The sequence below is a fragment of the Klebsiella sp. D-Nf1 genome (assembly GCF_002810515.1).
Taxonomy (GTDB): domain Bacteria; phylum Pseudomonadota; class Gammaproteobacteria; order Enterobacterales; family Enterobacteriaceae; genus Klebsiella; species Klebsiella variicola.
In genome coordinates this window covers 289,943-305,263 of record NZ_PIOK01000005.1, presented here as the reverse complement: position 1 = coordinate 305,263, position 15,321 = coordinate 289,943, and the positions used below count along the sequence as shown (strand labels likewise).

Genomic DNA, 15,321 nt, shown 5'->3' with positions numbered 1-15,321 from the left:
GGTAAAATAGTGACGCCTGCCTATGTAGATGAGGAAAATCATGCCTGAATTACCAGAGGTTGAAACCAGTCGCCGCGGCATCGAGCCGCACCTGGTTGGCGCAACCATTCTGCACGCCGTCGTGCGCAACGGACGGCTGCGCTGGCCGGTTTCCGAGGAGATTTATCGCCTGAGCGATGTACCCGTGCTCAGCGTGCGGCGTCGTGCCAAATACCTGCTTCTGGAACTGCCGGACGGCTGGATCATCGTCCATCTCGGGATGTCGGGGAGTTTGCGTATCCTGAGCGAAGAGCTACCGGCCGAAAAACACGATCACGTTGACCTGGTCATGAGTAATGGCAAGGTGCTGCGCTATACCGATCCGCGCCGCTTTGGCGCCTGGCTGTGGACCAAAACGCTGGAAGACCATCCGGTACTGGCGCATCTTGGCCCGGAGCCGCTCAGCGATGAATTTAACGCCGACTATCTTCAGCAGAAATGCGCGAAGAAAAAAACTGCGATCAAACCCTGGCTGATGGATAACAAGCTGGTGGTAGGGGTCGGCAATATCTACGCCAGCGAATCGCTGTTCTCGGCCGGGATCCATCCCGACAGGTTGGCTTCTTCACTGTCGCGGGAAGAGTGTGAGCAACTGGTGAAAGTGATTAAGCTGGTCCTGCTGCGTTCGATAGAGCAGGGAGGCACGACGCTGAAGGATTTCCTGCAAAGCGATGGCAAGCCGGGCTATTTTGCCCAGGAGCTGCAGGTCTATGGCCGCAAGGGCGAACCGTGCCGGATCTGCGGCACGCCTGTTGTCGGGACCAAACATGCCCAGCGGGCGACCTTTTATTGCCGTCAGTGCCAGAAGTAGTTCTCAGGAACGGCCAGGTCAGCGAGCCTGCGGGTGCGCATCTGGTGGGCCGGGGATGTTTGTAGGCCAGGTCAGCGTAGCGCCACCTGGCACAAAGACCGGGACAGAGCCGGTGTGGATGGGCCTGCGGTGCGCAGTGCAGCGCCAGCCTGCGTGGCTCATGCCCCAGCAGATAGATGCGTTACTTCAGCTTATTCAACAGCGCCTGGTGGACGTTAGCTGGCAGGAAATGAGAAACGTCGCCCTGATGACGCGCCACTTCCTTCACCAGTGAGGAAGAGATAAACGACCACTCTTTGCACGGCATCAGGAACACGCTCTCGAGGGTGGGCATCAGGTGGCGGTTCATGTGGGCCAGCTGCATCTCATACTCGAAATCCGCCACTGCCCGCAGGCCGCGGATCAGGATATTGGCCTGCTGTGCGCGCGCGAAACTGGCCATCAGGTCGCTAAAGCCGATAACCTCCACGTTAACCAGATGCGCTGTAGCCTGGGTGGCCAGCGCGATACGCTCGTCGAGGGTAAACATCGGCTTTTTGCTCGGGCTTGCGGCGATAGCCAGCACCACTTTATCGAACATGCTCGCCGCGCGGGTGACAATGTCGATATGACCGTTGGTGATGGGATCAAAGGTACCCGGATAGATCGCTTTTGTGCTCATGATTACCCTTTCTCCGAGTAGCCGTGGCTCAGCGCCCACAGCTCGGTATATTTCGTAAACGTATACTGCGCGTTGACCATCGCCAGTAACCAGCCCTGCTTACCGTCCAGCACCCCACCGCGCAGCAGCAGCGTTTTCAGGAACGCGCCCAGGGTATGGCTGAAAATCCCCGCCATCGAGGTCTTCTTGCCCTTGCGGTGGCGCTCAAGCGCCCACGCGGCAGCATACGCCAGCTGTTTTTGCTGGAAGCCAGCGAAGTCGCGGCAGGTCAGATGCAAGAGATCGCCGGTTAGCGGAATGACCTCTGCGCCCAGGCTATCCAGCGATTCATGGACCAGATTATCGTTATAGCGGTAACGGGCGCGTTCGTACAGGCGCAGCACGCGATCGGGATACCAACCGCTGTGGCGCATAAAGCGTCCGAGAAAGTAGTTGCGACGAGCAATACTGTAGATGGCGCCGCGCTGCGGCGCTGCCAGCACCTTAAGAATAGCCTGCCTGAGTTCTGGCGTGACGCGCTCATCGGTATCGATCATCAACACCCAGTCGCCGGTGGCATAGTCCTGCGCGCGCTGGCGCTGAATGCCATAGCCTCGCCAGTCGGTATGGGTATAGACCTGGGCGCCGAGGCGGCGGGCCAGCTCGACGGTGTTGTCGGTACTGCCAGAGTCGAGGACAATGATTTCATCTGCCCAGCTAACGGAGTCCAGACAATCCGGCAGCAGGTCCGCTGCATCTTTGGCGATCATCACCACGGAAAGTCGGTTCGACATTAATGACTCCGTTGCGGCATGTAAGGTTGCAGTAACTTGAGCAGACGCGACAGCGCGCCCTGGTTCTGGTGCAGCACTTCCACCGCGTGACGGCCATACCACAGGCGGTAGTCTTCATCGGTCAGGAGCGTGGACACTTCCCTGACCAGCGAGTCGGCGTCGGTGACCGTGATCAGGCCATCATCCTGCTGCAGCTTGGCGCAGATATCTTTGAAGTTGAAGGTATGGGGCCCCATCAGCACCGGAATGGCATGCGCCGCCGGCTCGAGCGGGTTATGACCGCCGCGCTCCACCAGGCTGCCGCCAACGAAGGCGAGGTCGGCAATGCCGTAGAGCAGCATCAGTTCACCCATGGTATCGCCAATCACCACCTGGGTACTGGAGGAGGGGATCTCGCCGGTGCTGCGCAGAGTAAAGCTCATTCCGGCCTTTTGCACCATCTCACGCGCGTCGGGGAAGCGCTCCGGATGCCGAGGAACGAGGATCAGCAGCAGGTTCGGGAAGGTCTCCAGCAGTTTTTTATGCGCCTGCAGGATGATTTGTTCTTCGCCGTCGTGAGTGCTGGTGGCGATCCAGACCTTGCGGTGCGGCGCCCATTGGCGGCGCAGCGTAATCGCGCGGGCCGCCAGCTCCGGGGTGACGGAGATATCGAATTTCAGACTACCGGTGACCGCCAGCTGGTTGCGCTTCAGCCCCAGAGCGAGGAAGCGGTTGCCATCTTCTTCATTCTGCGCGGCGATAAGCGTAATACGGCTTAACAGACGGCGCATAAAACCGCCCAGTTTGGCATAGCCTTTAGCGGAACGTTCAGAGAGGCGGGCGTTGGCGATCACCAGCGGGATCTTACGCTTATGCAGCGCGGCCACCATATTCGGCCACAGCTCGGTTTCCATAACGATAACCAGCTTCGGCTGAACGGTATTCAGGAAGCGGTTCATGGCGCCGGGCAGATCGTAGGGCAGATAGACGTGATGGACATCTTTGCCGAACGCCGACATGGCGCGCTCGGAGCCGGTCGGCGTCATGGTGGTGACGGTGATCGGCATCGAAGGGTAGCGGTGGCGCAGAGCGCGAACCAGCGGAATGGCGGCCAGGGTTTCTCCGACGGAAACGGAGTGCAGCAGAATGCCATCCGGCTCTACCTTGTTCTGACAGAAGCCATAGCGTTCCGCCCAGCGTTTACGATAGGCAGGAGCCTTACGACTGCGCAGCAGCAGCCGCAGCCACACCAGCGGCTGAATAAGGTAAAGTAGGGTGGTATAAAGCAATTCCAAACTATTTATCCGTTCTCTGTTTTGGCGGGCAAATTCTAAGCATTTAGCCCGCGTAAAGCTATCTCTTTGGCGGAAACAGCGGGTTTTTGGTCTATACCGCGTGGCGATAACGCTTAATACGCAGATAACGGCGTCCCAGGCGCCAGCGTAAACGGAAAGTACAGGCGTTTTTCCAGATTAACCGCCAGATACCGCGGTCGAAGAATTCTTTAATAATAACATGCTTTTTCGACTCATCTTTCATGCTGTCGAAGGTGTGGATGATCCCCAGGCCTTCTTTGGCGATCTGCCAGCGACAGGCGGCGATATGGCGCACTTTATCCGGGTAGCGCTGGTTGATCGCCTCCAGCATCTCCAGAATCTTCATATAGTGGCGCGCCGAACGCATCAGCGTGTCGTCGTTGTCCGGCTTATGCGACACCGACTCAGAGTGGATGTAGTAATCATAGAACTGCTGACTGGTGTACTGCACGCGCTCCGCGGCCAGCAGCGCCTCTGTCGTCCACGGGATATCCTGATGGCGCAGGCCGGGCTCGAAATGGAAGTGGTGCTGGCGGATAAAGTCGTGGCGATAGATGTTGAGCCAGGTGACGTGCAGAAACTTCCGCGAGTCCAGGGCCTGCTTGAGCCAGACATGGCCCGGCAGCACACCGGTCGAGGGCAGACGATCCAGCGGGAAGATCGGGTGGCTCTCGCGGCGCTTTTCGTACACGTAGGTGCCGTTGCAGGTCGCGATATCGAGATGTTCTTTCTCGGCCATCTCCAGCAGCGTGCGATACATGCCCGGATAGAGTTTGTCGTCGATATCCGGAAACGCGAGATACTTGCCGCTGGCGGCGGCGAGGCCGGTATTGCGCGCGACCGAGACGCCCTGGTTTTCCTGCTCCAGTACCTGGACGTTCTGCAGCCGATCCCGCCATTCGGCGATCACCGCCAGGCTGTTGTCCGTCGAACCATCGTTCACCAGGATCAGTTCATAGCTTTCCAGCTGCTGCTGTTCAAGGCACTCAAAGAATTGCGCAAGAAATTTCTCACCGTTGTAGACGGCAGCCACGATGCTCAATAAAGGCGTTTGACTCATAAATCTTCGATCCTGGTTAACTGACGGCGTCAGGTGCGCTGCAGCTGACGATACTGCTGACAAATGGACACGACGCTGAATTTTTCCAGCGCGGCGTCGTCGATAGTCGGCGGGTTATGGTAAATGCTTTGCATCGTCTGAGCCAGCGCCGGACTGGTCAGATCCGCCAGACCGCGGGCAAGTTCGCCGGTGAGGATCTCGGTGACGCCGCCGGGGCAGCGGGTGCTGGCAACCGGCGTATGCAACAGCAGCGCTTCCACCACCACATTGCCGAATCCTTCGCTATCGGAGCTTAAAACCAGCATCCGTGCGCCTTTGATCCACGGTAAGGGGTTTTTCTGAAAACCCTTGAACCACACCCGATCGTCAACCTGCAGCGTTTTGGCCAGCTGGCGCAGGCGCTGCTCTTGCTCCGGTTTTCCCTGGCCTAACAGCACCAGCGGCGCGTCAATGCCGCTTTGCGCATAGGCTTCAAGCAGGCGGTCGTGGCGTTTGCCTGGATGGAAGCGGCCGACGTGAATCAGATAGTCACCGGCCGGTCGCTCGCTCTCGGCTTCCGCCTCGGCGCGCAGAGTGGCGATATCGAAGGGGTTGTAGATGGTTTTCAGCTGTGCCGGACGCAGGGCGAAGGCTTCCACCAGATCGCGTCCCACGGCGTCGGAAACCGCCACCACGTTGCGACCCTGGTAAATTCGCTTAATTTTCTGCTGCTTCATCCAGCGGTCAAAGCCGGTGCGGTGCCCGAGATAGGAGGCAGAGAATACGCCGTGCAGGCAGAACCAGACGTTACGCTCGCGCAGCGCCCGGCTGCGGGCGACGATGCGGTCGGTTTTGTGCAGGTTGGAAAGCACGAGGTCAAATTGCCCCTGCTGTTCGGCCCGGATGACCGCGGCGTCCAGCTGGCGGGCGCGGCGGGACAGCTCGGTCAGCTTGCGCCACGGTTTACGGCAGCGATCGGCCACCACCTGATAGTCGAGACCCTCGGGCAACGGATACTCGCAGACATCGCGCAGCGAAATGAGCGACACCCGATCGCCGTCGCGCAGGAACTGTGCCGCCAGGGTCAGGACCACTTTTTCCGCGCCGCCGCCGGGTAAACCGTCAATCACAAATAAGATGCGCATCGTTATTTCACCAGATCCTGATAAAGAGAAAGCAGCTGGGTTGAGAGGCGCTCGCTGGTGCAGTCCATAATTCGCTCGCGGGCGCGGCCGCCTTGCGCAGAGCCCAGCGCGCGCGGCGGCAGAGCCATCACCGCTTGCTGTAGCGCCGGGATATCCAGGGCGTCGCAGACGTAACCGTTGTGGCCGTCGACGATAAACTCCGCTCCGCCGCAGCCGGTGGTGGTGATCACCGGCAGACCGCAGGCCATTGCCTCGAGAATGACGTTGGGGAACGGATCGTAGAGGGTGGGCAGCAGCAGACCATCGGCCATTTGATAGAAGGGCAGCGTCTCCGATTGCATGCCGAAGAAGCGCACCCGCGCTTCGCAGCCGAGACTCTTCGCCAGCGCCTGATAGCGCGGCTGATCCTTATCTTTGCCAACCACCAGCAGATAGCGATCGGTGGGGGCGATGGCGCGGATTGCCGCCGCCAGTCCTTTGCGCTCAAAGCCGGAGCCGACGTAAATCAGGCAGGTCGCCTGCAGCGGCAGCTGCCATTTGGCGCGTAAGGCGGCAAAGGTGTCTTCGCCCGGTGGCAGGAAGCGCTGGTTGTCAATGGCGTTGTAAATAACGTGGATCTTCTCCGCCGGCAGGCCAAAGTCTTCGATAATTTCGCGCTTGATCATCTCGGCGTTGCAGATCACCCCGCGCAGGTGTGAGTCTTCATACATCTCGCGCTCCGCCTGCATGACGTAGCGATGATAACGGTCGGCGAACAGCAGGCGGCTTTTCCAGGCCGGTAAAATGCGCGAGCGCTGCTGCAGCCAGCGGCGATGAACGCCATCGCCAGCGCGGTAGAGATCGCAGCCGGGAATACGTTCATGGCTCTGCACCAGGTCGAAAGACTCGCGCTGCCAGAGCGCGCGCGCGGCGTTGGCAAAGCCGCGCTCGCGGCTGATGCGCCCCCATTTGCGCGGATTACAGATATGGATCTGCCAGTCCGGTTTCACCGGCCCCTGCCATTCGCGGGTGATAACGTTCAGCTGCAGATGACTGCTGTCGAGGGCTTCCAGCGCGCGGGAGACAAACCGTTCTGCGCCGCCGTCCGGGCGGTACTTCTGCCGCACCAGGGCCAGCCTGAATTTACTCATGCCAGTACCTTTTTCGCCGCCGCGATCACGGCGTCGGTAGGAATTAAATCGAGATAACGTTCTTCGGTGTTGGTGTTGATGGCGTCCGGATCGGGCAGCGGACCGAAGTCGCCGGCCCAGATCACTTCGCCTTTCGCCTGCCACGGACGCCAGAAGGTCAGCTTCGAGGGGCCGAACAGGGCGACCAGCGGAGTGCCGAGCGCCGCAGCCATATGCATCGGCACTGAGTCGACGCCGATAAACAGGCGGGCGTGATCGATTACCGCCGCCAGCTGGCGCAGCGTTAACTGGCCGGCTAGAGAGTGCAGACGCGCCTGCGGGCAGCCGGCGATGATGGTGTCCACCATCTTCTTCTCTCTATCGTCGGGGCCGGAGGTGAGCACGACCGCGTACCCCTCGGCGGACAGCGCGTTGATCAGCGCACTCATACGATCTTCGCGCCAGCATTTAAAGAACCAGCGCGACGTTGGCTGGATGACGATGTAGTTTTCCCGGAACTCCTCCGGCAGCAGGGCGCGGCTGGTGGCCCAGTCTGCTTCGCTGTAGCCCATCCGCGCCGGCGCGTCGTTCAACGGGAGACCGAGCGGAGCGAGAATAGAGAGATTCTGCTGTACCGTATGCAGCTGGTTGTGCTGTTGGGTGGGGGCCAGCGCGGTGTGGCAATAGCGCCAGACCGGGTGGCGGCGCTTCGGAAAATCAAAACCAATCCGCGTCGCAGCGCCGGTCAGTTTGCTGATAATCGCGCTCGGCCACTGGTCAGCAAGGTTAAGCACCATATCGTATCGCTGCTGACGCAGCGTCTGAATGAGCTGCCATTGCATCTTCAACTGATGCCTTTTTCCCTGCTTTTTCCAGCGGCGATCGAGACCATAAATATGATGGATATCGGGGTTGGCGGCGAGCATATCCCGGGTCTCTTCATACAGCAGCACATCCACGCTGGCGGCGGGATACTGCTGTTTCAGCGCGTGAATAAGCGGCGTGATCAGCAGCATGTCGCCATGATGGCGCAGCTTAATGACCAGGATCCGCGCCGGGTTCAACGGGCCGCGGGAGAGGGTTTCAGGCGTCATACTCTGTTCTTCATCCAGGATAAGGGTTCCGATTCTAGGGGATCAGACAGATTGAGAGAAGCGTTGTATTGCTCTACCATGACCCGATACGTATGGCCTGAGGACGTTTTCGTGCACAATCCCGCATTTCTCATCACGATTGATACAGAGGGCGATAACCTCTGGCAAAAACATGACAGCATCACCACCGAGAATGCGCGTTATCTCCCGCGTTTTCAGCAGCTTTGCGAAAAGTATGGCTTTAAACCGGTCTATTTGACCAACTATGAAATGGCTATCGACCCCTTTTATATCGAATTCGCCAGAGACGTGATCGCCCGCGGCACCGCGGAAGTCGGCATGCATCTGCATGCGTGGAACAGCCCGCCGACCGAGCCACTGACCGCCGATGACTGGCGGCATAAGCCTTATCTCATTGAATACAGCGATGCCATGATGCGTGAGAAAGTCGACTATATGACGCATCTGCTGGAGGATACTTTCCAGACCAAAATGGTCAGCCATCGCGCCGGGCGCTGGGCCTTCGACGAGCGCTATGCGCGTCTGCTGGTGGAGCACGGTTATCAGGTGGATTGCTCGGTGACCCCGCGGGTGAACTGGAAGACCGCCAAGGGAGCGCCGCAGGGCGATGGCGGGACCGATTATCGCCGCTTCCCGCAGCATGCCTATTTTCTCGATGAAAATGATATCAGCCGCGAAGGCCACTCTCCGCTGCTGGAAGTGCCGATGAGCATCCAGTACAAGCACTCAGCGTGGATGAACAGCGTGAAGCAGGGCTACGATAGGCTGCGTGGCAAGGTGCGTTCCCCCTCCGTACACTGGTTGCGTCCGATGGGCGGCAACGTGGAGACGATGAAAAAAGTCGTCGAACAAACGTTGACGCAGGGCAATGACTACGTGGAATATATGCTCCACTCTTCAGAGTATATGCCCGGCGGCAGCCCCACGTTCCAGAATGAACGGGATATTGAGCGTTTATACGCTGACCTTGAAGCCTTTTTTAGCTGGCTGGCGCCGCAGGTGAAGGGCATGACGTTGGCAGAATATTACCAGCGGAAAATTACACAGCGCTAACACAGCTCAAGGTACCGTATGCGTATCCTTAAACAATTAACGCGGAAAAAGAATGCTTTTTTCCGCGGCATTAAATTTAATTTAATTAACTATCGATACAGAAATAAGCCAGCGCGTAAAGCCTTTGACCCAGCGGCTGTCCGTCGCGTGCTGTTATTGCGCCTGGACGATAAAGTCGGCGATATGGTGGTCACTACCGGCTGCGCCAGAATACTGGCCGAACGGGGATATCAGGTTTCGGTGTTAACCGGACCAATATGTTGCGAAATATTAGCAGGCTCAGAATTCATTCAGCAAGTATATTTATATCGGCCGCGCATGTCCTTAAATACGTTGCGGGCGGTAGGTTTTGATGCAGTTATCGATTTTGATGACGTGACCAGCTATGAACGCTTTAAATTACTCGCCGATTTACGGGCGGCCAGCGTGATTGGTTTTAATAAAGAGCCCTATAAACTTTACGATCATTCGATCGCTTTTTTTGACAGCAACAGCCATATTTCCCTGCGCTATAAGCAGGTAGTGAAGCTGTTTGGCATCGTTGACGACCACCCATACCACTATCATCTCCCCGGCTGTCGCCATGAGCGGGAGAAAGTGGCTCGCTTGCTTTCCCAGGCCGGAGAGGTCGAACTGCGCATCGCCATTAACCCTTTTACCGCCTCCGAGGATAAAGACTTCTGTCGTCATCAGGTGGCGGCCCTGGTCGAGCGGCTACATGCTCTGCCTTACCGGGTCTGTATCGTGATGGTGGGGCGCAGTGAGAAAATTCGGCAGCTTGGGCTGAATTTGGCGCTGTACATCGCCGACAGCACCATCAACTCCGCCGTCGAAGTGATCCGCAGTTGTGATTTAGTCATTACGCCGGACACCTCAATTGTGCATATCGCCCGGGCCTTCGATAAACCGATGGTGGCGGTCTATAACAAACGCAAACTCAAGGATACCGGCCTGCCCGGCTATCACATCTGGGCGCCGGGCTATGACAAGGCGAAGCAGATCGTTTGTGAAGAAGCGAATGTCGCCGATGTGGCGATTGAGTCGGTGTGGCCCGTGATTAAAGAGCAGGCCGACCGGCTGGTCGCCGCCCGCGGTTGATTTAAAAGTGAATATAAAAAAAGGGCCGCTGACGGCCCTTTTTGTTAGCGTTTTTCCGCCAGCCCTTTGCTGAGCGCAATGCCCATCGGCAGCCAGAACAGCACCCAGGTCTCCCGTGGGTTGCTAATGATAAACATCCCCTGCGAGGCCATAAAAACCAGCGCGTAGAACAGGATCGCCAGGCTGTAGCGGCTGTCGGTGCGGCGCTTGCGCCACGCCTGCCATAGCCCACAGGCAATGACCGCCAGCAGCAGCAGTAACCCCACGATGCCGCCTTTCAGCAGGGCACCCATATACACGCTGTGGGTGGTAGTGATGTGCTCACCGCTGTAGTTGATGAAATCCAGTTCATAGCTGAAGCCGCGCCCCAGCCACGGCTGGCTGGCCATCTCCGACAGCGTATGGTGCCAGATGCTCAGGCGCAGCCCGCTTTGGGTGCCAAGCTCTTCAAAACGGGCGAGCAGCATGTCACCCACCGGCGTCATGACCAAAAGCAGCGCTACCAGTACGGCCAGCGCCGCGGCGATCAGCAGGTTGCGGCGGGTGAAGACGTGCAGGTGCAGCGTACAGCCGACCGCCAGTACCAGGGCGATGATCGGCCCACGGCTTTGGGTGAGCAGCAGCATCACCAGCATGATGGCGACCGGCAGATAGAGCCAGTGGCTGGCTTTTTCTTTCAGTAGCATGCCGCAGATTAAAATGCCGATGCCACAGTAACCGGCAAGGTCGATAACGTTCGTTGGTCCGGGATTCTCGGGGGAGACCGCTCGTGCAGTGAGGACCAGCGTATGGTCGATAATCAGCGTCCACAGGGAGAGCACGGTGATCCCGCCAACCACCGCCAGCATGGCCAGGCGGCGGGTTCGTTCGTCGCTGAGCAGCATCGTCATCAGCAACAGATACCCCGTCAGATACACGCCGTGGGTGATCGGCGAGTCAATATGCTGTGGCGTATGTCCCCACAGGTTACTGAGGGCGTAATAGATAAAGAAAGCTGCCAGCAGCGTCCAGGTCTGCCACTGCTCGCGTAACACCCCGGCCAGCGCCTGGCGGTTTTCCTGGCGTACCAGCGACAGCAATAGCAGCAGGATCGATAAATGCAGCAGATTATTGGTCCGGGTGGACATGCAAAAAATCGCGCTGAAAAATAAAAACAAAGGAAAGACAATCGAGTAACCCTGTCTGGCGAAGTTACTCATTTTTAAAGTACTCATTAAACGCAACCTTTTCGAAGATAGTATCCGGCACAGCGCTTTCTGGAGAAAAATTAATCACCCGGACCTGACGTTGCTGCAGTACCTGAGCGGCATGCGCAAAGGAGGGCATGACGAGGGTATCCACTTTTGTTGCCAGGTACGAAGGCAATTTTTCTTGTTGTGTTTCATAGAATCGCGGCTGGTTAAAGTTGGTCATATCCAGGCCGCTCACCAGGATAGTATTGAAGCCCAGCCAGGCGAGAATTTGCAGCGCCCAGTAGACCACCGTGCCGGCATCGAAGATGCCCTGGCGAATATCGGTGCTAAAGCAGATATCCGGGCGCTGGGGATGAAAGCACATCGCCGCATTCTGCTGGTAAGTGCGCTTTATCGCTTCGCTGGCGACTTTCGGCTGGTAAATCTTATAGCAACCGTCCTCAATCAACGCCAAACGGCAGCGTAGTGCGTCCCCATAGCGATCGAGGATCTTGGCAATTCCGTGCATGGTAGTGAACAGCAGAATCTCCGGCTGGCTGACAATGGCGCGGATAATGTCAGGCTTCTTATCGAAAAATTCCATGTCGACGATGGTATAGAGCGAAAAGTGCAGCCTGTCGGCAAGATGCCAGGCGCCATTGACGCCCATCACCGGGATCGTTTCCGATAACAGGGAAAAGTCGATATTACGGGTTGAGGGGCCGGTGGCGGTCAGCAGGACTTCGCCCTGCATGCTGTTTTTCAGCGCGCTCAGGCTGACCAGCGGCACCGTTTTCCCTTTATAGCGTAACGCGCTGATTTCGCCGCTCGGCGCGCGCGTAATGCGGGTAAAAGGCCACAGATTTTCATTGTGACGATAAGCGCGAGGGCGTGTATAGCGGTAGATCTGTTTAAACAGGGATCCCATCAGAGCAGCCCCTGATTTTGCAGGAGAAGATGAACCCGACTGGCCGGAATATCGCTGGTGCTGGTGCTGTTTTCCGGCCTGACGATATGCTGGTTTTTACCGTATCCGCCAATCAACCCCGGATCGGTCGGGCCGTAGAGCGTGAAGTTCGGTTTATCCAGCGCAGCGGTCAAATGGCTCAGTCCGGTATCGACCGAGACGACGGCCCGGGCGCTGGCCAGGACCTGCGCCACCTGCTCAAGGCTCATACGCGGCAGCACTTCAACATACTCACGTCCTTCCGCCAGTCGTTTTGCCCGCGCCTCTTCGTGCGGGGCGCCCCACGGCAGCTTAATGCGGACGCCACTGTCGGCCAGCAGATCGAGAAGCTCCTGCCAGCGGGTTTCTGGCCAGTGTTTATCGTCGCGGGTGGTGGCGTGCAGGAACACCAGATAGGGCGCGGTAGCGCTAGCCTCGTGCTGCAGGAAATGGCGCGCAATGGCGTAATCCCCCTGCGTCTGGGGTTTCGCGTAGCCGAGGCTTTTGGCGAACAGCTCACGGGTACGCTCCACCGCGTGCTGCTGTTTCGCGATATGATGGCGGCGATTGTAAAACAGGCTCGCCAGCGGCTCGCGGGCCGTTTGCCAGTCCATACCGTGCTTCACGCCGTGTGCCAGGCGAGTGACCAGCGCGGCGCTTTTCACCAGCCCCTGGGCGTCGATGATGGCGTCATACTTTACCGCCTGAACAGCCTCGCGGAAGGCTTGACGCTCCGCTTTAATCGGCGCGGAAAACCAGGCTTTACGCCAGCGGCGAATCGCCACTGGAATCACCCGGTCGACGTTTTCATGCCAGGAGGGGATCTGCGCGAAACCCTCTTCAACCACCCAGTCGAAGCGAATGCCGGAGATGGCCTGCGCAGCGTCGGTTAGCGCGGGCAGCGTGTGTAGCACGTCGCCCATGGACGAGGTTTTTACGATCAATACCCGCATCCGTTACGCTTCCTCGTGCTCGGTTTTTTCCGTCAACAATTCGTTCAGCTCTTGCAGGACGCGTTCTGGCGTGATGTCGATCAGGCTTTGATGATAGCCTTCCGCGGCATCGCCTTTGCGCACTTTGTGGTAGCCGCTAATCAGGCGGATCACGCGCGCTTTATGCGACAGCGGCGGGGTGAAGTCCGGGCTGCTCGGACCGTACAGTGCCACCAGCGGGCGGTCCAGCGCGGCGGCGACGTGCATCAGCCCCGAATCGTTAGTCACTACAGCTTTACAGGCGGCTATCAGGATCACGGCCTGTTCCAGCTGGGTTTCACCCGCCAGATTACGGCACCAGGCCTGCTGCTCGCTGCTGAGGGCGGCGATGATCTCTTTGCCGGCATCGTTATCTTTCGCCGAGCCGAAAAGCGCAATCTGATAGCCATCGTCGATAAGCTTTTTCGCCAGCGCAGCATAGTGATAGTGCGGCCAGCGCTTTGCCGGTCCGAATTCCGCGCCGGGGCAGAAGCCGATGATCGGCCGCTCGTTTGAGAGATTAAAGGCGTTGCAGGCCTGTGATTTTTCGCCATCGTTGACCTGCAGCTGCGGCCACAGCAGTGGCTGCGGCAGATCTTTGGCGCAGCGCATCACGCCGTTGTCGTAGGCCAGTGCCACGTAGCGTTCCACCATCAGCGGCCAGGCGTCTTTATCCAGCACCCGGGCGTCGTTGAGCAGGCCGTAGCGCATCTCGCCGCGCCAGCCGGTGCGCAGCGGGATGTTGGCAAAGAAAGGGACTAATGCCGATTTAAACGAGTTTGGCAGCACGTAGGCACGATCGTAGCGACGCTCGCGCAGGCTGTGGCCGAGCTTGCGGCGTTCGCCGATAGCCAGCGCGCCGTGGCCCAGCGGCATCGGGATCGCTTCGTTCACTTCCGGCATGCGCGATAGCAACGGACGGCACCAGGCTGGCGCCATCACGTCGATAATCGCCTGGGGATAGCGCGCCCTGAGCGTACGATAAAGACTTTGCGACATCATCATGTCGCCCACCCAAGACGGGCCTATCACCAATATTTTCATGCTTGTTTCTTACGCGTCGCGATTCAGCCAGGCCATATATTCCGTTACGCCTTCGGCAACGGTTTTGAACGGTTTGTCATAGCCCGCTTTGCGCAGGTTAGTCAGATCCGCCTGGGTGAACGCCTGGTAGCGGCCTTTCAGTTTGTCCGGGAACGGGATGTACTCGATGCTGCCTTTCTTGTGGTACGCCAGGGTCGCATCGGCGACGGCCTGGAAGGATTCCGCGCGGCCAGTGCCGAGGTTGAAGATCCCGGAAACGCCGTTTTCCCAGAACCACAGGTTAACGGCGGCAACGTCGCCCACGTAGACGAAGTCGCGCTTGAAGCCGTCGCTGCCTTCAAACAGTTTCGGACTTTCGCCATTATTCAGCTGGGTGTTGAGGTGGAAAGCCACGCTCGCCATGCTGCCTTTGTGGCCTTCGCGTGGCCCGTAGACGTTGAAGTAGCGGAAGCCGACGATCTGCGAATTGGCTTCCGGCAGGATCTGGCGGACGTATTCGTCGAACAGGAATTTGGAGTAGCCGTAGACGTTCAGCGGCTGTTCGTACTCGCGGGACTCGATGAAGTCGCTGGTGCGCCCGCCGTAGGTGGCCGCGGAAGAGGCGTACAGGAACGGAATCTCGCGCTCCAGGCAGTAGTGCAGCACTTCTTTAGAGTACTGATAGTTGTTGTCCATCATGTACTTGCCATCCCACTCTGTGGTGGAAGAGCACGCGCCTTCGTGGAAGATCGCTTCGATTTCACCGAACTCTTCACCCGCCATAATCTGGATCAGAAAGTCTTCTTTATCCATGTAGTCAGCGATGTTCAGGTCAACCAGGTTCACAAACTTGGTGCCGTCTTTCAGATTGTCGACAACCAGAATGTCGGTGATGCCTTTGTCATTCAGCGCTTTAACGATGTTGCTGCCGATAAAGCCTGCGCCGCCGGTAACGATGATCATAACTGTACCTTTGAAGTTGGGAGCCCGAAGACAATCCGGGCATGAATGCTCATATCATATCACCACATGAGCAAGCCTACAGCCATTCGCAGAATAAGGTGCTGGGCT

15 protein-coding genes are annotated in these 15,321 nt (G+C 58.2%); 3 read left to right on the top strand and 12 right to left on the bottom strand.

What is annotated here, in order from left to right; all coding sequences use genetic code 11:
- Nucleotides 1–40: 40 nt before the first annotated feature.
- A complete protein-coding gene (gene mutM, locus CWM54_RS20375; protein ID WP_039102646.1) occupies nucleotides 41–850 on the top strand; it encodes a bifunctional DNA-formamidopyrimidine glycosylase/DNA-(apurinic or apyrimidinic site) lyase in 810 nt (269 codons plus the stop codon).
- A 181-nt stretch (nucleotides 851–1,031) separates the two neighbouring features.
- Here mutM and coaD read toward each other — a convergent pair whose 3' ends face one another.
- The 7 genes from coaD to rfaQ all read right to left on the bottom strand — a co-directional run bounded on the left by coaD (nucleotide 1,032) and on the right by rfaQ (nucleotide 7,966).
- Nucleotides 1,032–1,511 carry a pantetheine-phosphate adenylyltransferase gene (gene coaD, locus CWM54_RS20370; protein WP_008806836.1) on the bottom strand — a complete coding sequence of 160 codons (480 nt, stop codon included), beginning with the start codon at nucleotides 1,509–1,511 and terminating at the stop codon, nucleotides 1,032–1,034.
- 2 nt (nucleotides 1,512–1,513) lie between these two features.
- Nucleotides 1,514–2,284, bottom strand: a complete 771-nt coding sequence (locus CWM54_RS20365; RefSeq protein WP_008806837.1) for a glycosyltransferase family 2 protein — start codon at nucleotides 2,282–2,284, stop codon at nucleotides 1,514–1,516.
- Nucleotides 2,284–3,558, bottom strand: a complete 1,275-nt coding sequence (gene waaA / locus CWM54_RS20360; protein ID WP_008806838.1) for a lipid IV(A) 3-deoxy-D-manno-octulosonic acid transferase — start codon at nucleotides 3,556–3,558, stop codon at nucleotides 2,284–2,286. The genes CWM54_RS20365 and waaA overlap by 1 nt, the downstream gene beginning before the upstream one ends.
- 91 nt (nucleotides 3,559–3,649) lie before the next feature.
- Complete coding sequence (locus tag CWM54_RS20355) at nucleotides 3,650–4,639, bottom strand: glycosyltransferase (protein ID WP_008806839.1); 990 nt, start codon at nucleotides 4,637–4,639, stop codon at nucleotides 3,650–3,652.
- A 29-nt stretch (nucleotides 4,640–4,668) separates the two neighbouring features.
- Nucleotides 4,669–5,763, bottom strand: a complete 1,095-nt coding sequence (locus tag CWM54_RS20350) for a glycosyltransferase (RefSeq protein ID WP_008806840.1) — start codon at nucleotides 5,761–5,763, stop codon at nucleotides 4,669–4,671.
- A 2-nt stretch (nucleotides 5,764–5,765) separates the two neighbouring features.
- Complete coding sequence (locus CWM54_RS20345) at nucleotides 5,766–6,893, bottom strand: glycosyltransferase family 4 protein (RefSeq protein WP_100698256.1); 1,128 nt, start codon at nucleotides 6,891–6,893, stop codon at nucleotides 5,766–5,768.
- Nucleotides 6,890–7,966, bottom strand: coding sequence for a putative lipopolysaccharide heptosyltransferase III (gene rfaQ / locus CWM54_RS20340; RefSeq protein ID WP_080929110.1), 1,077 nt, complete (start codon nucleotides 7,964–7,966; stop codon nucleotides 6,890–6,892). The genes CWM54_RS20345 and rfaQ overlap by 4 nt, the downstream gene beginning before the upstream one ends.
- 111 nt (nucleotides 7,967–8,077) lie before the next feature.
- Here rfaQ and CWM54_RS20335 point away from each other — a divergent pair, with 111 nt between their 5' ends.
- Entirely contained in the window at nucleotides 8,078–9,040 is a 963-nt protein-coding gene (locus CWM54_RS20335) for a polysaccharide deacetylase family protein (RefSeq protein ID WP_012540311.1), read from the top strand.
- Nucleotides 9,041–9,058: 18 nt separating this feature from the next.
- On the top strand, nucleotides 9,059–10,138 hold the full coding sequence (locus tag CWM54_RS20330) for a glycosyltransferase family 9 protein (RefSeq protein ID WP_061152958.1): 1,080 nt from the start codon (nucleotides 9,059–9,061) through the stop codon (nucleotides 10,136–10,138).
- A 44-nt stretch (nucleotides 10,139–10,182) separates the two neighbouring features.
- On the opposite strand, the gene CWM54_RS20325 is transcribed toward CWM54_RS20330, so the two are convergent.
- The 5 genes from CWM54_RS20325 to rfaD are packed head-to-tail and all read right to left on the bottom strand — an operon-like array spanning nucleotide 10,183 to nucleotide 15,213.
- Complete coding sequence (locus CWM54_RS20325; protein ID WP_165785945.1) at nucleotides 10,183–11,352, bottom strand: O-antigen ligase family protein; 1,170 nt, start codon at nucleotides 11,350–11,352, stop codon at nucleotides 10,183–10,185.
- The gene (locus CWM54_RS20320) at nucleotides 11,330–12,238 is read right to left on the bottom strand and encodes a sugar glycosyltransferase (protein WP_100680971.1); all 909 of its coding nucleotides are present in this window, start codon (nucleotides 12,236–12,238) and stop codon (nucleotides 11,330–11,332) included. The genes CWM54_RS20325 and CWM54_RS20320 overlap by 23 nt, the downstream gene beginning before the upstream one ends.
- Nucleotides 12,238–13,209 carry a lipopolysaccharide heptosyltransferase RfaC gene (gene rfaC / locus CWM54_RS20315; protein WP_100680970.1) on the bottom strand — a complete coding sequence of 324 codons (972 nt, stop codon included), beginning with the start codon at nucleotides 13,207–13,209 and terminating at the stop codon, nucleotides 12,238–12,240. The genes CWM54_RS20320 and rfaC overlap by 1 nt, the downstream gene beginning before the upstream one ends.
- A 3-nt stretch (nucleotides 13,210–13,212) precedes the next feature.
- A complete protein-coding gene (rfaF, locus tag CWM54_RS20310; RefSeq protein ID WP_061152962.1) occupies nucleotides 13,213–14,271 on the bottom strand; it encodes an ADP-heptose--LPS heptosyltransferase RfaF in 1,059 nt (352 codons plus the stop codon).
- A 9-nt stretch (nucleotides 14,272–14,280) separates the two neighbouring features.
- Nucleotides 14,281–15,213, bottom strand: a complete 933-nt coding sequence (rfaD, locus tag CWM54_RS20305) for an ADP-glyceromanno-heptose 6-epimerase (RefSeq protein ID WP_061152963.1) — start codon at nucleotides 15,211–15,213, stop codon at nucleotides 14,281–14,283.
- Between the last annotated feature and the right edge of the window lie 108 nt (nucleotides 15,214–15,321).